Origin of the sequence: Marinobacter alkalisoli (assembly GCF_045449795.1) — a bacterium.
GTDB lineage: Bacteria > Pseudomonadota > Gammaproteobacteria > Pseudomonadales > Oleiphilaceae > Marinobacter.
Window position 1 is genome coordinate 25,537 of sequence record NZ_JBJJLB010000031.1, and the last position, 19,907, is coordinate 45,443.

19 protein-coding genes are annotated in these 19,907 nt (G+C 57.6%); 15 read left to right on the plus strand and 4 right to left on the minus strand.

Annotation, left to right across the window (positions count from 1 at the left end; translation table 11 throughout):
• Positions 1–31 precede the first annotated feature (31 nt).
• The 12 genes from ACJO3M_RS14820 (at position 32) to ACJO3M_RS14875 (ending at position 11,775) form a co-directional block, all read left to right on the plus strand.
• A complete protein-coding gene (locus tag ACJO3M_RS14820) occupies positions 32–1,354 on the plus strand; it encodes a DUF8689 domain-containing protein (protein WP_407002161.1) in 1,323 nt (440 codons plus the stop codon).
• A 29-nt stretch (positions 1,355–1,383) separates the two neighbouring features.
• Positions 1,384–2,160, plus strand: coding sequence for a Flp pilus assembly protein CpaB (gene cpaB, locus ACJO3M_RS14825; RefSeq protein WP_407002162.1), 777 nt, complete (start codon positions 1,384–1,386; stop codon positions 2,158–2,160).
• A gap of 72 nt (positions 2,161–2,232) precedes the next feature.
• On the plus strand, positions 2,233–3,726 hold the full coding sequence (locus tag ACJO3M_RS14830; RefSeq protein ID WP_407002163.1) for a type II and III secretion system protein family protein: 1,494 nt from the start codon (positions 2,233–2,235) through the stop codon (positions 3,724–3,726).
• Positions 3,716–4,024: a hypothetical protein gene (locus tag ACJO3M_RS14835; RefSeq protein WP_407002164.1), complete on the plus strand. Its 309-nt coding sequence runs from the start codon at positions 3,716–3,718 to the stop codon at positions 4,022–4,024. Before ACJO3M_RS14830 ends, ACJO3M_RS14835 begins: the two co-directional genes overlap by 11 nt.
• Positions 4,025–4,051: 27 nt before the next feature.
• Positions 4,052–5,257, plus strand: coding sequence for a Tad domain-containing protein (locus ACJO3M_RS14840; RefSeq protein WP_407002165.1), 1,206 nt, complete (start codon positions 4,052–4,054; stop codon positions 5,255–5,257).
• Between the two features lie 29 nt (positions 5,258–5,286).
• Positions 5,287–5,745: a TadE/TadG family type IV pilus assembly protein gene (locus ACJO3M_RS14845; protein ID WP_407002166.1), complete on the plus strand. Its 459-nt coding sequence runs from the start codon at positions 5,287–5,289 to the stop codon at positions 5,743–5,745.
• A complete protein-coding gene (locus ACJO3M_RS14850) occupies positions 5,742–6,227 on the plus strand; it encodes a TadE/TadG family type IV pilus assembly protein (RefSeq protein WP_407002167.1) in 486 nt (161 codons plus the stop codon). Before ACJO3M_RS14845 ends, ACJO3M_RS14850 begins: the two co-directional genes overlap by 4 nt.
• 22 nt (positions 6,228–6,249) lie before the next feature.
• A complete protein-coding gene (locus tag ACJO3M_RS14855; protein WP_407002168.1) occupies positions 6,250–7,428 on the plus strand; it encodes a CpaE/TadZ family protein in 1,179 nt (392 codons plus the stop codon).
• 10 nt (positions 7,429–7,438) lie between these two features.
• A complete protein-coding gene (locus ACJO3M_RS14860) occupies positions 7,439–8,806 on the plus strand; it encodes a TadA family conjugal transfer-associated ATPase (protein ID WP_407002169.1) in 1,368 nt (455 codons plus the stop codon).
• Between the two features lie 3 nt (positions 8,807–8,809).
• Positions 8,810–9,793 (plus strand): type II secretion system F family protein, encoded by a 984-nt coding sequence (locus ACJO3M_RS14865; RefSeq protein WP_407002170.1) that lies wholly within the window; start codon positions 8,810–8,812, stop codon positions 9,791–9,793.
• A gap of 12 nt (positions 9,794–9,805) precedes the next feature.
• Entirely contained in the window at positions 9,806–10,765 is a 960-nt protein-coding gene (locus tag ACJO3M_RS14870; protein WP_407002171.1) for a type II secretion system F family protein, read from the plus strand.
• Between the two features lie 29 nt (positions 10,766–10,794).
• Positions 10,795–11,775 carry a tetratricopeptide repeat protein gene (locus ACJO3M_RS14875; RefSeq protein WP_407002172.1) on the plus strand — a complete coding sequence of 327 codons (981 nt, stop codon included), beginning with the start codon at positions 10,795–10,797 and terminating at the stop codon, positions 11,773–11,775.
• Positions 11,776–11,832: 57 nt separating this feature from the next.
• On the opposite strand, the gene ACJO3M_RS14880 is transcribed toward ACJO3M_RS14875, so the two are convergent.
• Together ACJO3M_RS14880 and ACJO3M_RS14885 are read right to left on the minus strand one after the other, a co-directional pair.
• Positions 11,833–12,267 carry a DUF7282 domain-containing protein gene (locus ACJO3M_RS14880; protein WP_407002173.1) on the minus strand — a complete coding sequence of 145 codons (435 nt, stop codon included), beginning with the start codon at positions 12,265–12,267 and terminating at the stop codon, positions 11,833–11,835.
• A 175-nt stretch (positions 12,268–12,442) separates the two neighbouring features.
• Positions 12,443–12,961: a hypothetical protein gene (locus tag ACJO3M_RS14885; RefSeq protein ID WP_407002174.1), complete on the minus strand. Its 519-nt coding sequence runs from the start codon at positions 12,959–12,961 to the stop codon at positions 12,443–12,445.
• Positions 12,962–13,147: 186 nt separating this feature from the next.
• On the opposite strand from ACJO3M_RS14885, the gene ACJO3M_RS14890 reads away from it, so the two are divergent.
• Both ACJO3M_RS14890 and ACJO3M_RS14895 read left to right on the plus strand, forming a co-directional pair.
• On the plus strand, positions 13,148–14,341 hold the full coding sequence (locus tag ACJO3M_RS14890) for an efflux RND transporter periplasmic adaptor subunit (protein WP_407002175.1): 1,194 nt from the start codon (positions 13,148–13,150) through the stop codon (positions 14,339–14,341).
• Positions 14,338–17,475 carry an efflux RND transporter permease subunit gene (locus ACJO3M_RS14895; RefSeq protein WP_407002176.1) on the plus strand — a complete coding sequence of 1,046 codons (3,138 nt, stop codon included), beginning with the start codon at positions 14,338–14,340 and terminating at the stop codon, positions 17,473–17,475. Before ACJO3M_RS14890 ends, ACJO3M_RS14895 begins: the two co-directional genes overlap by 4 nt.
• A gap of 27 nt (positions 17,476–17,502) precedes the next feature.
• Here ACJO3M_RS14895 and ACJO3M_RS14900 read toward each other — a convergent pair whose 3' ends face one another.
• A complete protein-coding gene (locus ACJO3M_RS14900; protein WP_407002177.1) occupies positions 17,503–18,204 on the minus strand; it encodes an FMN-dependent NADH-azoreductase in 702 nt (233 codons plus the stop codon).
• Positions 18,205–18,326: 122 nt separating this feature from the next.
• On the opposite strand from ACJO3M_RS14900, the gene ACJO3M_RS14905 reads away from it, so the two are divergent.
• Entirely contained in the window at positions 18,327–19,244 is a 918-nt protein-coding gene (locus tag ACJO3M_RS14905) for a LysR substrate-binding domain-containing protein (RefSeq protein ID WP_407002178.1), read from the plus strand.
• A 3-nt stretch (positions 19,245–19,247) separates the two neighbouring features.
• On the opposite strand, the gene ACJO3M_RS14910 is transcribed toward ACJO3M_RS14905, so the two are convergent.
• Positions 19,248–19,883 carry a glutathione S-transferase family protein gene (locus ACJO3M_RS14910; protein ID WP_407002179.1) on the minus strand — a complete coding sequence of 212 codons (636 nt, stop codon included), beginning with the start codon at positions 19,881–19,883 and terminating at the stop codon, positions 19,248–19,250.
• Positions 19,884–19,907: the final 24 nt, after the last annotated feature.

Below are 19,907 nucleotides of genomic sequence, written 5' to 3' on the forward strand. Positions count from 1 at the left end.
GTCAAAAGAAATTCCAAGTAAGGAGTGAGCAATGGAAGCCGAACTCATACCCTCTGAAGACTGGGGCGTCGATTACCTGGCAACCAGAATGATTTCCAGGCCGCACACCCTTGAGGATACAGGCCTGGATCACTTCTTCGTGGCGGATCTGTTGCTGAAGCATCTTAACCTGGTCAGCAATCAGACTCTGCACCAGTTATCCCGTCATACAGCGCTGCCCGGTGCCGTTTTGGAGCCGGTGATAAACCTGCTGCGGCAGGAAGCCAAGGTGGAAAGCCGCAGTGAGAACCTTTCCGGCAAGGGCCTTCGCTACGCTCTGACCGACCGGGGACGCGCTGTGGCGCTTGATGCGTTGTCACGTGACGGATACTGCGGTCCGGCTCCGGTTTTACTTTCGGATTATGAGGCGTTGGTCCGGCGCCAGTCGGTCTCCAAATGCGTTGTGACCGAAGAGGATATCCATCGGCTGTTCAGCAATACCGTAGTGGAGGAACGCCTGTTGGCCCAACTGGGCCCGGCGGTTCATTCCGGTCGTGCCATATTTATCTACGGCCCGGCAGGCAGTGGCAAGAGTTATATCTCCCGCCAACTGGTCAGGTTGCTTGCCGGTCCGGTCTACGTCCCATACGCCATCCTGGTGGGCGATACCGTTATCAGCCTGTTTGATCCGGAGTTCCATCATCCGGTTCATGGCGAGGAGCAGGACCCGGTTCATCTCACCAGTGGCCATGATCCCCGATACGTTCTGTGCCATCGCCCTGAGGTCACCACCGGTGGTGAGCTGACCCTGGACATGCTGGACCTGAAGTTCGATGAACAGCGGAAACAGTATCAGGCGCCCATACAGCTCAAAGCCAGCAACGGCATGTTGCTGATTGATGACCTGGGCAGACAGCGGGTGTCCCATATGGATCTGCTGAATCGCTGGATCGTTCCCATGGAGGAGAAGCGGGACTTTCTGAATCTCAGGGCGGGGCAGCACTTCGCTGTTCCGTTCGACATGTTGTTGATTTTTTCCACCAACCTGAACCCGCTCGAGTTGGCAGACGAAGCCTTCCTGCGCCGGATCGGGCACAAAATCGGTTTTAAAACCCTGGAGCCGGAATCGTACCTGCGGTTATGGCAACAGGTCTGCCAGGAGATGGCGATCGAAAACGATCCTGAGGTTACCCGGATCATGATGACAGAGCTATACCCGAAGCAGGACAACGTCCTGCTGCCCTGTCACCCCCGGGACCTGCTCGGTCTGGTCAGTGATTACTGCCGGTATCGCGGGTTACCGGCCAGGCTCAGCCGGGAGTCCATCCGATGGGCCTGGCAAAACTACTTCGTACACATGGATAACGTGGGGTGACCGCTATGTTCAAATCAAGAACTTTACTCATGCTTTCTTTTGCGTTGCTGATGGGGCTTGGCGCCGCCTACCTGGCCAGGGGCTGGGCAGTGGATCGCTTCGCATCGCCGGCCACGGACGATGGCGTACCCGTGGTGGTGGCGGCGCTACAGATTCCTTTCGGAAAGAAATTGGAAAAGAGTGACCTGAAAGTGGTCAATATGCCGAGATCCATGGTGCCATCCGGGGCCTATGAAGAGCCCGTTGCCATTGAGAGTACCGTTGCGATGACCACCATTTACCCCGGTGAGGTGATCCTCAAGGAAAAAGTGGTCGCTTTTGGCGGCGGCAGCGCGTTGTCAGCCGTGATCGAGCCCAACAAGCGGGCTGTGACAGTCCGCGTGAACGATGTCATTGGCGTGGCGGGCTTCCTGATGCCCGGTAACCGGGTGGATGTGGTTTCCGCCATTCCCAATGGAAACCGCCGCTATCAGTCCCAGACCCTGCTGGAAAACGTCAAGGTGCTGGCGGTGGACCAGACCGCATCACCGGAAAAAGACAAGCCGGTGATTGTTCGGGCGGTCACCCTGGAACTGAGCTCGGACGAAGCTGAAGAGCTGATCAAAGCGACTCAGGAAGGGGTGGTGCAACTGGCCTTGCGGAATCCATTGGACGACACCAAGCGCCCGGCACTTGAGCCGGAACCGGTAAAAGAGGAAGTCGTGGTGAAAGCGCCAGCGCCGAAGCCACGGAGAGTGGTTGCCACCTCATCCAGGGTCACGATCATTCGTGGCACGGAAGTCAGCACCTCGAAGGTATCCATGTAACCGAATGTGTGGAGTGGCGGTTGCCAGTGGATTGCAGCAGCCGGACGGGAAGTAAAACAGGAGAGAGTGACCATGATAATAAAGGCGCGGAATATATCGCTGGAAGGCTTTCTGATCAGCCTGGCTTTGATGTGCGTACTGGTGTTCCCGATAGGAGCCCGCGCTCAAGTCATGCTCGCGAGCGGGATGGACAGGCAGGTTGTGGAAGTGGCCCTGAACCAGTCCCAGATTCTCTACCTGGAGCAGCCGGTAGCAAAGATCTCCGTTGGTAACCCGGATATCGCCGATATCCTGATTCTGCGCTCGCGGCAACTCTACGTAGTGGGCAAGAAACTGGGGACTACCAACGTGACCCTGTGGGATAACGACAATCAGGTGGTCAGCGCTGTTGGCATTGAAGTCAATCATGACCTTGAAAGCTTGAAATCGAAGCTCCATCAGATCCTGCCCGATGAGGAGATCGAAGTCAGGTCGTCGCAGGAGGCCATCATCCTGAGTGGTGAGGTAAGCAGTACCGCCCGCATGATGGCGGCACTTGATCTTGCTCGCAGCTATCAGGGCGGTGAAGAAGGCAAAGTGCTTAATATGATGCAAGTGGGTGGAGCGCAGCAGGTCATGCTTGAGGTTCAGGTAGCCGAGGTTTCAAGGGATTTCCTCAAGCGCATTGGCGCCAAATTCGAGGCCATCAATGCCAATTCCCTGTTGACCATTGGCGCCGGCAACAACGGCACCGCACTGGCTCCGTCCGGCGCGTTTATTCCGGGTGGCGGGTTTGACACCGTAACAGGCGGGTTGCCGGCCACGCAGATTCTTCGCGAATCCATGACCTTTGAAAGTACCGGATTGTTTGCCAGCTTCCTGGACGGCGACACCCTGTTTGATCTGGTGATTGACGCCGCACAGGAAAATAACCTGGCCAAGGTTCTGGCTGAACCTACGTTAACCACTCTCACCGGCCAGGAAGCCACCTTCCATGCAGGCGGTGAGTTCCCGATCCCGGTTGGCAGTGGGCGTGATGATGGAATCAAAATTGAGTTCAAGGAATTTGGCGTCAGCCTCGGGTTCCTGCCCACGGTACTGGATTCCAACATGATCAGCCTTAAGCTCAACATCAAGGTCAGCGAGCTGAGCAACCAGAACTCCATTGCGCTGGCAGTACCTGATACATCTGCCACCTTTTTCATCAACGCCCTGACTAGTCGAAGTGCGTCATCCACGGTTGAACTGGCCAATGGCCAGACCATCGGGGTGGCTGGGCTGATTAACGAGACCCTGAGGGAACGGGTGGACAAATTCCCAGGGTTGGGCGACCTGCCAGTGTTGGGCAACCTGTTCCGCAGTCAGGAATTCATCAAGGGTAAAACTGAACTGGTGATTCTGGTCACTCCGCACTTTGCCAAGCCAGTGGATCGTGATCGGTTCACCCTGCCGACGGATTATTTTGTGGAGCCGTCGGATCTGGAGTTTTACCTGCTGGGCTATACCGAAGGCCGGCATGAGCCTGGTACCGGTGCCAAGTCGACCCAGCAGGGAAGTGTGAAGGGACAATTCGGTCATGAACTCTGAGGTGGAAGCCATGGAAGCTTACAAGCGCAATTGGAAGACAGTAGTGGCAGGGCTGGTAGCAGGCTTGCTGATGGTCGGATGTGCCTCGCCCAGTTCCGAGGACCAGTTCGGTAACTCGGTGCGCCAGATGATTTCGGCCCAGAAGTACGTTTCGCCGGATCAGCAAACCCGGGAGTTGCCGGTATTGGATGGTCGTAAAGCGGAAGCCGGATACAACAGCTATCGCGAGGATACCGGCAACCCCAAACGACTGAATCCGGATATGAGCGGCGGTGTTGGTCTTGGGCTCCAGCACTGATTCCAGCGCTGAACGGGAGGGTGAGCCATGGTACTGGTAAACGGGGTCAGGCAGTTACAACAAGGTGCTATTCTGCCGCTGGCAGCTATATCCCTGGTGGCCATTCTCGGCATGGCCGCCCTCGCGCTGGATATCAGCAATGCTCACCTGGAAAAGACGAGGCTCCAGAATGCCCTGGACGCCGCTGCGCTCAGTGCGGCCAAGGTGCTGGATCAAACCGGTAACACGGCTCTGGCTGGCAGCGCGGGCCACACCACTTTTGTTGCCAACGTGGCCGCGCCAGGCAATGCAGGGCTGGGGGCAGCTTCCAGCAATGGCGATCTCAGCCTGGTGCTCGAATTCTCTTCCACGCTGAATCCGTTTGTGGCCGGCACCACACCCGCACAATACGTCAGGGCAAGTGTCGCCAATTATGACGTCGGAGAATGGTTTGCCCCGGTACTCGGGTTTGATGAGCTGGCGGTCGCCGGTACTGCGGTTGCCGGTCCGAGTCCGGCCCTGCAAAAAGCCTGCAATGTGGTGCCCATGATGGCCTGTGGCACTCCACAGGAGGAAAGCCCCCCAGGCACTACCTTTGGTTACTCCCGTGGGGAGGTGGAGCAGTTGAAAATCGGTTCTGGCACCTCATCGGAAGTCGGGAACGGCAACTTCTACCTGATCCGACTTGATGGCAGCAGCGGTGGCGCTGACGTAAGGAAAGCCGCTGCGGGAGAGTTCGACGCCTGTCTGTCCGCAGGGGGGGATGGTGATATCGAAACAGAGCCAGGCAATACCGTCGGTCCGTTTGCCCAGGGTATCAACACCCGCCTGGGTATCTATAACGGCCCGGTGAACTCGACCGACTACCCGCCAGACTGGTTCACAAACCATGAGACCTATACGGAAGCGGATTACAACAACCAGACAATGCCCGCCTACGACCTGGATTGGTACGAATCGCAATACGAGAGCGTTGTTCCGGATCAACCGCCGAGCGGTGCGCCGGGCCGACGAATCCTGACCATGCCGGTCGGTAACTGTGACGGACTGGCCAACGGGCAGGATTCGGTGGATTTGTTGGGCTTCAGCTGCTTTTACATGGTGGACCGGATGAATCAGGCGGGGCAGGCCGTGTTCTACGGCCAGTTCAAGGACGATTGTGGCGGCAACGGAACGCCGGGGCCGAACCCCGGCGCTGGACTTGGGCCCCACATTATCCAGCTCTACAAGGATCCGGATAGCTTCGATAGCTGAGCGGTATTGGCGAATCAAGGAGTGAAGTCATGAGGGCATATCACAGAGCAGGGAAACAACAGGGTATCGCCGTGCTGGAATTCATGCTGACGGCGCCTCTGCTGATTCTGGTCGTTTTCGCTGTGAGTGAGTTGGGCTGGGCCTTCCACCAGTACCACACCATGACACGTGCGACTCAGGATGGCGCGCGCCATGCAGCATCTAATGCCATGGAAGCCAGTGTGGGTTTGATTTTCATTGATAGCGACCTGGTGCAGGAAGTGAGCAACTTGGTGGTGTTTGGAAATACCCTGGGCGCCGGCGAGCCGCTTCTGCCTGGTTGGTCGGCTGGCGATATCAGCGTGTCCAGCCCCGACGCTGCCCACGTTGAGGTCCGGGCCATATACAACTACGTGCCAATTGTCGGAAGAATCCCTGCCTTCTACGGCGGCGACCCCATTGATGTGGCTTTCGAAATGAACGGCACCGTGCAGATGAGGGCGCTATGAACATCAGATCGCAGTCCGGTTTGCATACCGTTGAGTTCGCACTGGTCGGGGCGATGTTTTTCATCCTGCTGTTCGCGGCTATTGAGTTCGGTCGTCTGATGTTTGTCTGGAATACGCTGGATGAAACCAGCCGCCGGGCAGCCCGGGTTGCCGTTGTCTGCCCCGTTGAGCACAGCGCCATTCGGCGGGTAGCGATGTTCGATGAGCCGGGATCCTCCGGCAACAGTCCGGTGCTTCGGGATCTCTCAGAAGACCTCATTAACCTCGATTACCTCACCGTTACAGGCGGTGTAATGGCGGATCCGGAAGCGAACTACCTGGATATCGCGTTTGTAAGAAGTGAAGTCAGTGGTTTTCAACATCAGCTGATTATTCCGTTCTTTTTCCAGCAATTTGAATTGCCACCGTTTATTACCGTACTGCCCAGGGAAAGCCTGGGAGTGTCGCCGGAAGGTACCGGTTGTTTCGGATCAATCAGTTGAGTGAGCAGGGAAGGATAACGCCATGAAAGCACCGATGACGGTTTTGATAGCAGGGCGTAACGCCCGTGAACTGGAAGAGCTTGAGCAGATGCTTGCCAACCAGTCGGGCCTGTCCGTAAGCAAGCGTTTGATTACCAATGGGCACTCGGATCCGCTCCACAATGTTGTGGATTTGCCCGACGCCCTGGTGTTCTGCACCACAGTGGCCTGGGAAGACGAGTTGAAGTCCCTTGATGAACGCCCTGCGCAGGGGCGTGTGCCGACGTTGGTCACCGGCCCGGAAGATACCAATGTCATGCGCACTTCCATGCGGGTGGGCGCACGGGACTACTTCACGTTCCCGGTGCAAAAACAGGAATTGCTGGAAGCATTGCGGCGCATCGCCCGTGAGCTGCAACCGGCCAACGAACAGGCCGGGGGCCTGTTTGCGGTCATCAATGCCAAAGGGGGATCCGGCGCCAGTACCATTTCAGCGGCACTGGCCCACAGCCTGGCCGAAAGAATTGAGGACCGGGTCGCCCTGCTGGACATGGACCTGCAATTCGGCCACCTGGCGTCTGCGTTCGATATGCAGGAAAGCGGCAGCCTGATTGACGCCATACTAAGGGCAGACAACATGGATCTGCTGGCGCTCGAAGGGCACATGATGAAACACAAGAGTGGCCTGCATCTTCTGGGCAACAGTTCGGATCAGTTGGTAGTGCCCGGGGACATCGACGAGAGCCAGTTACAGAAGCTGCTGATGTTGCTGCGCTCGGGGTACGACCACACGGTGGTTGACCTGCCAAGACAGATTGATGGTGTCACCGGTGCCCTGCTGGAGTCCGCCGACCGGGTGCTGGTGGTCATGCAGCAGACCATCGCTCACATTCAGGATGCCCGCCGGTTACTTCATTACCTTACTCGCTATCTGGGCGTGCCGGAGGACCGGATCGGTCTGGTGGTGAACCGCTGGAACAAGCGCCTGGCGCTGACCACCTCGGACATCGAGAAAGCCCTGGGCGCCAGGGATCTGACCTGCATCCCCAATGATTACGCCAGGGTTGCGGAAAGTGCAAACCTGGGGGTTCCGCTACTGGAGGCCGCGCCATCGTCGCTGGTGAGTCGCAGCATGGTACAGATGGCGGAATCCCTGAGTGGCAAAAAAGTGGTGCCTCAGTCCGGCCTCGGTCGGGTCTGGCGGAAACTGGCAGGAGCCTGAGGAGGGCGTTATGGAACTGGGCAGAATGAATGACATCGACAAGGGCGAGCTGGAGCCCCCGCTGGTCCACCCAGGCAATGGCAAGGACACAGCCCGACGTGCGGAAGAGGAGCAGGAACGGGCCTGGAAACAGAAAATTCACCAGAAACTGATGAAGGTGCTGGATCTTTCCCTTCTGGGAACCCTCGGGCGGGAAGAGGCTGAGCGCCAGCTGCGGGATATTGGCCAGCGTTTGATGGCGGAAGAGTCCATTCCGCTGTCGCTGGCCGCCCGCGAGCGAATTCTTCGCCAGATCAAGGACGACATCCTCGGCTTTGGCCCGCTGGAGCCCTTGCTGGCTGACAAGTCCATCTCGGATATTCTGGTCAACGGCTACAACTGCGTCTATGTGGAGCGCAACGGCAAGCTGGAGAGGGAGGCTGTCAGCTTTCAGAGCGACACTCACCTGTTGAACACCATTGATCGAATTGTTTCCAGTGTTGGTCGCCGTATTGATGAGTCCTCGCCCATGGTGGACGCTCGTCTCAAGGATGGATCCCGGGTGAACGCCATCATTCCGCCCCTGGCGGTGGACGGACCGTTGCTGTCGATTCGCCGTTTTTCCATTGGCCATCTGTCCATGGAGGCGCTGATGGATAAGGGTACCCTGACGCCGGCCATTGCCAGCCTGCTGGAAGGCATTGTCCGGGGCCGGCTGAACGTGCTGATTTCCGGCGGTACCGGTTCAGGCAAGACCACCCTTCTGAACGTGATGTCCGGGTTTGTGCCCCACGACGAACGGATCGTCACCATTGAGGATTCCGCGGAACTGCAACTGCAGCAGCCCCATGTGGCGCGACTGGAAACCCGCCCGCCGAACATTGAGAGCAAGGGTGAAGTTACCCAGCGGGACCTGGTCCGTAACAGTTTACGGATGCGCCCGGACCGCATCATCGTCGGCGAGGTTCGGGGAACAGAGGCGCTGGATATGTTGCAGGCAATGAATACCGGCCACGATGGCTCCATGACCACCCTACACGCCAACGCCCCCCGGGACGCACTGACCCGGATCGAGAACATGGTATCCATGACGGGAACCACCATGCCGGTCAAGGCCATTCGTTCCCAGGTTGCCTCGGCCATCGATGTCGTTGTTCAGGTCGAGCGTCAGGAGGACGGTACCCGCCGGCTGGTGAGCGTGCAGGAAATCAACGGTATGGAAGGCGATGTGATTACCATGTCGGAAATCTTTACCTTCCGCCGTCATGGCCGCGATGAGCATGGTCGTGTACTGGGCAGTTACCTTGCAACGGGTATTGTGCCCCGTTTCCAGGAGCATCTGCACCAACGGGGCATTGTGTTGCCGTTGTCACTCTATGATCCGGAATTCGGGAGCTGAGCCATGGACGTGTTGGGAGATAAACTCTGGATTTTTATTGCATTGGTCTTCGTGGCTGTATTCCTGCTGTCGCAAGGTCTGGTGATTCCGGTATTCGGAGAGAGCCGCGGCGCCCGAAAACGGCTGGGCCAGCGCATGAAACAGATTAGCGAATCGGACGGGGCTGCGGAGCGGGTATCCCTGGTGCGGGAGCAATATCTGCGGGACCTGTCGCCACTGGAGAAACGGCTGGAATCCATGTCGTTGCTGCAGCCGCTGGTCACACTGATCGCTCAGAGCGGATACCGTACCCGGGCTTACCGGGTGCTGTTGATGGCCATATTGCTGGCTGCGCTGGCTGGATTCATGGGTTATTCCCTGACCGGCATCTGGTGGGCGCCTCTGGCACTCTCGCCTCTCGGGGCCGCTATTCCCTTCCTCTACTTGCGCAGGAAGCGTAGTCAGCGTATTGCGAAAATTGAGGAGCAATTACCCGACGTGGTGGATGTCATTATCCGAGCCCTGCGAGCGGGTCATCCGTTTATTGAAGCGATTCGTCTGGTTTCCACTGAAATGCCGAGCCCGGTTAAAGAGGAATTCCAGACAACGTTCAACGAGATCAATTACGGGGGCGATGTCCGCATAGCTCTGTTTGGCCTGCTGCAGCGGGTACCCAGTGTACTGATCATGGCCCTGATTACCGCTGTGCTTGTACAGCGTGAATCGGGCGGCAACCTGGCTGAGGTGCTGGAGAAGATCGCCTCAGTCATCCGTGGCCGGTTCCGTTTTCAGCGCCGGGTTCGAACGCTCTCCGCTGAGGGGCGAGTCTCCGCCTGGGTGCTCACCCTGACACCGTTTGTACTGTTCTTAATGATCACTCTGGTGAATCCAGGCTACATGCCCATGCTTACCGAGAATCCCCGGGGTGGCGATATCATCCTGACTTCCCTGATTCTGATCGTTGTCGGGGTTTTCTGGATCAAGAAGATCCTCAACATAAAGGTGTAGGAGGGAAGGGCAATGGATTATCTGATCGGAATGCTTGATAGCATCCTCCAAGATCGGCACATGGCGCAGCTGGCTTTCGTGGCGCTGATGGCTGTGGCGGTTTTTTGTCTCGCTCTTGCCGGGATGTTCCTGATGTCTACTCTGTTCCATCCAGTGCGAAGCCGATTACACACTGTGGTTGCTCCAGAAGCCGGGGAAACGGAAAAAGAGGGTTTCTTCAGTCCTATGTTGAAGTCCGTCGCTCCGCATTTTCTACCCAAGAAAGAAAAAGAGCGTAACCGCACCCTTGAGCGACTGATGCACGCAGGCTTTCGCAATGACAACGCGCTGGCAAACTTCTACGCAATAAAAACCTTAATGATTGTAGGGCTGCCACTGTTAGTGTTTTTCGGATTGCGCTGGGTACCAGGATTGACCACCAAGGAGGTAGTGCAGGCAGCTGCTGGGGCTATGTTAGTGGGAACCATTGGTCCGAACATTGTATTGAGTAAGTTGATCGAGAAGCGCAAGCGCAAACTGTATAACGGGTTCCCCGATGCTCTTGACCTTTTGGTGGTATGCACCGAAGCGGGATATGGCCTGAAACCTGCCATACAGCGGGTATCCGATGAACTGGCGGTTGGGCACCCTGAGTTGGCCGAGGAACTGGCCCTGGTAAACAGCGAAATGCGCGCCGGTGTCGATCGGGTTGAGGCGCTGAAGAACCTGGCCGACCGCACCGGGCTGGAAGAAATTGGCGGGCTTGTGGCCCTGCTCAGCCAAAGCCTGAGGTTTGGCACCAGCACTGCGGAATCCCTGAGGATTTATTCCGAGGAGTTTCGTGACAAGCGTATGCAAAAAGCAGAGGAAACCGCAGCCACCATCTCCACAAAAATGGTGTTTCCACTGGTGTTGTGCATGTTCCCTGCATTTTTTGTCGTGGCCATAGGCCCTGCTGTCGTTGGGTTGCTGGACCACTTTCAGGCCTGGTGACAAACACAAAAATAATCCGAGGAGTTACCATGATGGAACATCAGCAAACAAAAGCAACGTACAAGGATGATCGGGCCGCTGACCGGCATGGTATGAGGAAGCTGGTACAGGCGGGCATTGTCATCACGGCACTGGTCCTGGGCGGCTGTGCCAGCAGCCCAGCGGTCAAATCCGGTAACAGCTACAAGCAACTCTACGAAGGCACGTCAGAGCTCACTTTCTCCACGCTGATGCCCGTGGAATCGGCAGAGGAGGCTATCGCAAGGGGCGACGCGGCATACCGGCAAGGCAAAGTGGATGAGGCGGTGTTTGAATACATTCGCTCTCTGGAGTTGGATCCGGACAACGCCGATACCTTCTACAAAATCGGAGTGATCAACCTTCACAAGGAGGCCAATGGCAAGGCTGCCTCCGCTTTTCGTCTCGCCCTTGAAAAAGACGCCACTCACCCCGGCGCTCTGGAGGGGCTGGGGCTGATGCTGATGAAACAGCGAGAGTACGAACAGGCCCGGTTGATGCTGGAAAAGGCAATTGAAGCCGACAGCAATCGGTGGCAGGCGCTTAACGGACTGGGCATCATGGCGGACCTGAAGGGTGACTTTGCCGATGCCAGGAGCTACTACGACAGGGCTCTGGTGATCTCTCCCCGTAATGCCAAGCTTCACAATAACCTGGGCTATTCCTACTACCTGGTCGGCCACTGGAGCCGGGCGGAGAATCAGTACCAGACCGCGCTGAATCTGGAACCAGGGCACGAACGCACATGGCGGAACCTGGGACAGTTGTACACTCGCCTGCAGCGTTACGACGAAGCTTTGGACGCACTCGCCAAAGTGATGGACGAAGCCGATGCCTGGAACACCATGGGCTATATCCGCATGGCGGAGGGGGACTACCCGCAGGCCGAGACCTTCTTTCAGAAGGCAGCCAAGGCATCACCCAGTTACCACGTCACGTCCAATGAAAACCTGGCGCAGGTGCGGCGTTTGATCGCGAAAGAAGGGAACTGACCGGAAAGGGGGACAGGCAGGGCCGGTGAAGGCCCTGCCTGCACAACCACTGGGTAATTACTTCACGGTGATGGTTTTCATCACCAGCTTGCCGTCTTTCTTGACCGGACCGTCTTCCTTGGCGCCCAGGGTGTATTCGAAGATGCCGGTTTTCATACCGCCGTCCTCGGCGTGAAGCATTAGCATCAGCATATCGCCGGATGCCACTTCTTCGGTAAGAATCGCGGCTACATCCTTGTTTTTGCCCATTTTGAGAGGTGCGTGTCCAACAACAGGGCCTGGCTTCATGCTCTCATCGGTGCGGTGGACTACCAGCCAGCCGTTCTTCTCGGCTACGACTTTCTTGGCGGTAACCGTGCCGTCAGAGACGGATTGATCGTCGCCCCAAACACCAACCTTGGCGTGATCACCAGCCAGTGCGCTCCCGGACATCAGGGCACCAGACATAAACGTAGCTGCCAAAAATGCGCCTGTCTTGAAGTGCTTCTTCATCTTGTTCTCCTCGTCATCGGGTTGTTTCCCACCACTTCCAATGTTTAATGGGTGGGCGTACCGAGTGATACGGGGAAAGTTCCGGGAAAGATGCATCTGATAGCAAAAAAAATTTGGCGGCAGTCAGCGTGCCCCTGGCTATCCGAAGGATAAATCACGGGGCGCCGCTCATTAGTCACTCGTGCTCGCGTGCGGGACTTCCGATGTAAAGATAGACTGACCGGCGCCAACGATCCTTGACGTTGTGTATGGAGACCACAGGCATCTTCGCGTCCTGAGACTGGAAACGGGTAGCTACGCCATCGGCCTCGCCGTCTCTCTCCCGGGCTCCTTCTTCGGCAACCCAGTCTGGCCCGAGGCAACCTGAAACCTGTTCCACTGCCTGGGTATAGCGCTCAGTGGCTACCTCCGGATCCGGAGCTGCCACGGTACACACGTAGGCTGAGTCAGCATTGCCCCAGGCCCATACTTCACAATGGCCGCGAATCAGTTCTTCCTTTGCCTGGTAAATCGTCACCGCTCTGAAATCCGACCCACCTTTCCGGTACGAAGCGAACCCCGTCGGGTAATCCGCCACGATGTTTTTCAGGGTGGCGCACGGGTTTTCGGTGCCGCTCTTCAGGGATTCCTGATAGGCACAGCCGGTCAGTGAGAGTGCCAGAAAGGCCAGAGGAACTGTCAGTCGAGTTGTCATCGTTTTATCCATCAAACGTGGGTGATCGGAAGTCGGTTTCCTGTCATGTAGCGTAATTATCATGAGGATGTAAAGAGCAAGCCGGCTAAATGTCCAATAAATGGCGGGGTATGGGCGCATTGGCTATCCTTTAATCCAAACCAGAGAATGCTCCCGGACCGCCAATCCGATCAAGGAAGAGAGTTAATGTTCAGATTCAGATACTCTTGCCAGCCTGCCCGGAAACCGCTGGCTCTGCTATTTATTCCAGCCCTTTTCCTCACACTGATTGCCGGGTGCTCCGAGCCGACTGAAGCACCCAAGGCTGCGCCGGTTTCCGTATCAGTGGTGGTGCTGGAAAACGCCGAAGTAAGGCCATCCCGGGAATTCGTTGCCAGAACGGCCGCGTCAGCGAAAGCCGATATCTCCGCACGCATTGAAGCAGAAATCCGGGAAATCCAGTTCAAGGAAGGCTCCCGGGTTGAAGAGGGGCAACTGCTGGTTCGACTGGAGGATACCAATGCCAGCGCAGATCTCAGCCAGGCCAAGGCAGAACTGGCTGCTTCCCGGGCAGAGTTGCAGTCCGCCACTAGAAACCTTCAGCGTGGCGAGGATGTGGCCGACAAGGGGTACCTTTCGGCCGCCGACCTGGACAAACTGAGGGACCGCTTCAACGCGGCCGAAGGGCGTTTACAGACGGCGGAAGCGGCTGTACAGAAGGCGGCAAACAACCTTGGCTATACAGAAATAAAGGCGCCCTTTGACGGCTGGATCGGAAAGCTGAATTTTGATGTGGGCGCGGTGGTCAGCCCTGCCAGCGGTGCCATTACTGAAATTCTGGTAACCGATCCTATCTACGTGGAATTCCAGCTCAACGAAGCGGACTACGTAGCATTCCGACGAGCTGGAAGGGACGCCGCCGAGGATATTGTCAGTAATCTGTCTTTGTACCTCACCTTGCCGGACGGCGAGCGCTATACCCAGGGCGGTGTGCTGGACTTTGCGGATGTCACCACGGACGCCAGTACAGGGACCGTCGCCATGAGAGCGGTGTTCCCCAATTCCGAAGCGATTCTTCTACCGGGGCTCTACGTCACCCTCCATGTGGAAGGGCAGACCGGCGAGGCGCGGATTCTGGTTCCCCAGGTAGCGGTTCAGGAAACCATTGAAGGCAAGTTTGTGTTGTTGGTGGACGACCAGCAACAGGTGGTCCAGCGCTTCATCAAAACCGGGCCTACCCGGGGGGCAATGTTAGTTGCAGAGAGTGGGCTTGAGGCTGGCGAGCGAGTGATTGTGGAGGGGCTGCAGAAAGTCCGATCCGGGGTTACGGTCAACCCGGTGCAAAAGCGTATTGATCCGGATACCGGTGCCCTCGCCGATGCAGGTGAGGTTGAAAAATGATCAGCGGTGTTTTCATTCGGCGGCCTAAGTTTGCGTTCGTTATATCCATCCTGATTACCCTGGCTGGCCTTCTCGCGCTTCGTGGCCTGCCAGTGAATATGTATCCCGATATGGCGCCGCCTCAGGTTCAGGTGTCGGCGTCGCTGCCCGGCGCCAGTGCCCAGGTGGTTGAGGAAGCGGTCATTCGCCCGGTTGAGCAACAACTCAACGGGGTTGAGGGCATGATCTACATCGAGTCAACGGCCTCCAGCGACGGCACGGCCAAGATCACCCTGACGTTCGAAAGCGGCACCGACACTGATATTGCCCAGGTCAATGTTCAGAACCGGGTCGCGCTCGCGGAGCCGTTTTTGCCGGATGAAGTGAGAAGGCAGGGGGTGGTGGTCAGCAAGCAGGCCGGCAATATGCTGATGGGCATCAACCTGACGTCCGACCGTTCGGACCTGGACGGAGTTTTTCTCAGCAATTATGCCTCCAACAATCTGGTCGAGGCGTTGGGGCGGGTGCCCGGTGTAGGCTCGGCGGAAGTGATGGGTGCGAAAGACTACAGCATGCGGGTCTGGTTGAACCCACAGAGCATGTCATCCCTCGATATCACGGTTGCGGACGTAGCGGCGGCACTGAGGGAACAGAATCAGATTGTCGCCGCGGGCAAGCTGGGTCAGCCACCGGTGCCTGCCGGGCAGCAATTTGTGTACAGCATCCAGAGTCGTGAACGGCTGTCCGACCCTGAAGAGTTCGCCCAGACCATCCTCCGCGCAAAGTCTGATGGCGGCTTTGTACGTTTACGGGACGTTGGTCGGATCGAGCTGGGCTCCCGATCCTATGCCTCCACCGCCAAGGTCAATAATCAGGACACGGCCTTCCTGGTGATCTATCAGTTGCCCGACGCCAACGCGCTAGAAGTCGCCGAGCGTGTCAAGAAGGTGGTGGCGGATGCCGAACCGGCTTTTCCCGACGGCGTTGGCTACAGCGTGCTCTACGACACCACGGAATTCATCAGCCGCTCCATCGATGAGGTGATCCTCACCCTGTTCCAGGCCGTCGGGCTGGTGATTCTGGTGGTTTTTCTGTTTCTGCAGAACTGGCGGGCTACGCTCATTCCCAGCATCGCGATTCCCGTTTCACTGATTGGCACTTTTGCGGTCATGGCGGTACTGGGCTATTCCATCAACACAATCACTCTGTTCGGTCTGGTGCTTGCCATTGGCATAGTGGTGGATGATGCCATTGTGGTGATCGAAAACGTCGAGCGCATTCTGCAGGAAGAAAAACTGCCCATTCGCGAGGCGGTGACGAAAGCCATGGCGGAGGTGACCGGCCCGGTGATTGCCACCACTCTGGTGTTGCTGGCGGTGTTCGTCCCGGTCGGCTTCATGCCCGGCATTACCGGTGAGTTGTACAAGCAGTTTTCCGTCACCATTTCCGTGGCGGTGATCATTTCCTCGATCAATGCGCTGACTCTAAGCCCGGCGCTTTGCGTCTCCCTGCTTGGGCGGGGCGGTAACCAGTCCATTCGCTGGCTGCGCCCGTTCGAGCGGTTGATCGTCAGAGGCACAAAGGGCTACGACGGTGTCGTGACGCGGCTGCTTCGCAAGGGCGCGCTGGTCGGTGTGGCACTGGTGGCCCTCCTGATCGCCAGTGCCGGTCTGTTCAAGGCGGTGCCGACCGCCTTTGTGCCGCCAGAGGATCAGGGATTCCTGTTTGTGGATGTGCAGCTGCCGGACGCAGCAGCGCTTGAGCGAACCGACGCCGTGCTCGAGAAAGTGACAGACATGGTGCTGGAAGATCCTGCCGTGACCGATTTCATCACGGTATCGGGCTTCTCTCTGTTGGGCGGCACCAATTCCAATAACGGCCTGGGCATCGTCATGCTGAAGGACTGGGAGGAGCGGCAAGACGCAACTCTGGGTCTGCAACAGGTCATCCCGCGGCTTTCATCGCTGCTCTGGACCGTGCCAGAAGCGCAGGTAATGGTATTCAACGCGCCGCCCATTCCCGGGCTTGGCACCTCGGCGGGGTTTGATTTCCGTCTACAGGACAATCTCGGGCGAGACGTTGCGGAGCTTTCCCAGGTTATGAACGGCCTGATATTCGAAGCCAACCAGCAGGAATCGCTGACCCGGGTCTACAGTACCTATCGCGCCAATATCCCTCAGTATCTGTTGCATGTGGATCGCAACAAGGCCAAGGCCCTTGGCATACAGCTCTCCGATATATTCTCCACCCTGCAGACCCAGCTTGGCTCGCTCTACGTTAACGACTTCACCCGTTTCGGCAAGAACTACCGGGTATTGCTGCAGGCAGAGGGGAGTTTTCGGCAGAAACCCGAGGATCTGTCCTATTACTACGTGCGAAACCAACAGGGCGACATGGTGCCACTGACCACTCTGGCATCACTGGAACCGGTTTTGGGGCCGTCGAGTATCCAGCATTTCAATCTCAAGCGCTCAGCGACCATATCCGGTGAAGCCGCCCCGGGCTTTGCCAGTGGCGATGCACTTACAACGATGGCAAACCTGGCCGAGAAGCTGCCCCAGGGCTATGAATTTAGCTGGGCGGGGCAGAGCCTGCAGGAACTGCAGGCGGGCAGCCTGGCCACGGTGATTTTCCTGCTGGCCATTGTGTTTGTTTACCTGTTCCTGGTGGCCCAGTACGAAAGCTGGACGCTTCCGCTTGCGGTGATCGGTGCGGTTCCCCTTGCCATGTTCGGCGCCATGGGCGGGCTTTGGCTGCTGGGGCTGGCCAATAACATCTACGCTCAGGTCGGGCTGGTGTTGTTGGTCGGGCTGTCGACCAAAACCGCCATTCTGATCGTGGAATTTGCGATGCAGCTCCGGCAATCCGGTATGTCCACCGAAGAGGCGGCCAGAAAAGCAGCCGTACTCCGGTTCCGGGCGGTCCTGATGACGGCGTTATCCTTTGTGCTGGGCGTACTGCCGTTGGTGTTCGCCAGTGGCGCTGGTGCCGCCAGCCGGGTGAGTCTTGGTGTTACGGTGCTGAGCGGCATGGTCGCGGCAACCATCCTGGGAACGTTGCTGGTGCCGGTTTTCTACCAGTGGATCCAGACAGTCCGGGACAGGGTTTACGCTACTGGCAAATCAGAATCGCCCCAGGAATCGGTTGTTCCGTAAAGAAACAAGCGTTCGCCACAGGCAGCGTTACGCAAGCTCTGGTTTCGGAGCCGCCTGGGACGTGCCCTGCAACCGGGCCACCAGTGCGTCCACCCGCTGCTCCGCTGCTACAACCGAAGCGGCCAGCGCATCACCGCCTTCCTCCTGATTCTCGATGGCAACACTGTGAATGTTGCTGATGCCGATGAATTCGAGCACGGTGCTCAGGGCGGGCTCGAGATGATTCATGTGCGCCATTTCGCCATGGGGATCGAATCCCGCGCCACCACGGGACGAGAGAATAACCGCATGGCGGGGGCGGTCTGCGAGGAGCGGTGTGAACGGGTCCTCGGGCGTTGAGGGATCATAAGACACGGTCCGGTCCATGCGAACCACCTGATCAACCCAGGCCTTGAGGGCCGCCGGCATGCCGAAGTTATACAGTGGGGCGCCGATGACCAGGATATCCGCTGCGATCAGCTCATCAATCAGCCGGTCACTTTCCGCCAGTGTGTCGGCCATCCAGGGCTCCTGTTGCTGTGCTGGTGTGAAGGCGGCCTGTATCCAGGGTTGATCGATGAAGGAGGGCGGTGTGCCGCCAACATCCCGGTAGGTGATGGTGTCTCCGGGGCGTCTGGACTGCCACCGTTCGACGAACCGGTGGGTGAGGTTGCGGCTGTGGGAACCATGTTCATGGGTACCGGCGCGGCCGGGACGGGCGGAGGCGTCGAGTTGCAGGATGTGAGTCATATGGGGCTCCATTTGGTTGTGAGAAAAATTCATCTGTTGTTGACAGCAAATTAAGCCTAAATCCATACTCTCAGGCTCACAAACGATGATTTTTTGCTCCTGTAGATGAGGTAAATTCATCCATGAACTCCCGTCGCCTGCCCTCGTTGTCTGCCTTGCGATCCTTCGAAGCTGCTGCCCGCCATGAGAGTGCCAAGCAGGCTGCACAGGAACTATCTGTAACCGCAACGGCCATCAGTCATCAGATTCGCGGGCTTGAGGAAGCACTGGGGATCGCCTTGTTCGTTCGCAAACCCCGGCAGCTGGTGCTGACGCCTCAGGGCCGGGAGCTGCAAGAAGTGCTGGGTTCTGCTTTCGACAATATCAGCAATACGATTGAGCGACTGAAAGCAGTGCCAGCGCGCCAGGGAGTTACCCTCTCGACGACGCCGGCGGTGGCAGTTCGCTGGCTGCTGTCCTGGGTATGCATGCTGCGGGATACCCATCCGGATATTGATTTGCGTATCCACGCCTCACACGAAGCGGTGGCTCTGGACGGGGTGACGGCGGATCTTGCTATTCGCTACGGGGATGGGCATTGGCCAGGTCTGGTCGCTGAAAAACTGTTTGATAACACTTTCATACCGGCCTGCAGTCCCTATCTGGGGCTGACGAGGGCGGAAGATCTGCCAAACCATCCGCTGATTCACTTTCGGCCACAGCAGGCGTCGATAACACCATTGGATTGGGCAGGCTGGCAGAAGCTGGCGGGAATACCTGGGCTGGATGTCAGTGCCGGGCTGGTGTTTTCCGATGAAACCCACGCCATTTCCGCCGCAGTGGGTGGCCAGGGCGTGGCGTTGATGAGTCGGCCTCTGATTGAGGATGAGTTGGCCGAAGGGCGGCTGGTGCAGCCCTTCGGCCCTGAATTGGAGGGTAAACCCTTCTATCTGGTTTACCCGGAAAGTCGTCGGCAGGACCCGACGATACTGGCCATCCGCGACTGGGTACGGAATGTACCGGGCGGTATATGCACAGTATCGCCAGCGTCAGCTCTCTGACTTTCAGGCCATGGCGACGTTCATCTGTTCGGCCAGTGCATCGTCCAGGTCATTGGCACGTTTGGCAGCCGGCCTGCTTTCCGTACGGTTGATGTAGTCCTGGAAAACCTCGTTCGGCGGGATGTTCTTCTGCATCGTTTCCCACCAGAGGTAACTGCTGACCAGCACATCCGCTGCGGTGAACTGGTCGCCACAGATATACGGCGTCTGGCTTAGCACTTTCTCCAGTGTATTGATGGGATCTTCCACGCGGCCGCAGCCGACGGCCTGCACGTTGTTGCTATCGATTTTCCAGCCATAGGCGAGTGCACTGGTGGCCATCTCAAACGGCCCCGCCATGAAGAACAGCCAGCGGTAGTAAGCGCCACGTTCCGGGGACTGTGGCGATGGCGCCAGCTGCTTGTCCGGAAACTGGTCCGCCAGGTAGGCACAGATAGCCGCCACTTCGGTCACAATGGTGTTGCCGTGTTTGATGGCCGGCACCTTGCCCATGGGGTTAATGGCCAGGTACTCCGGGGTTTTCATGTCCGCGCCGAATTCCATGGTCTCTACTGAGTAGGGAACGCCGACTTCTTCCAGCATCCAGCGTACAACGCGCCCGCGAGACATAGGATGGGTGTAAAACGTGAGTTCTGACATGCCGATCTCCATTTCCAGTCAGTG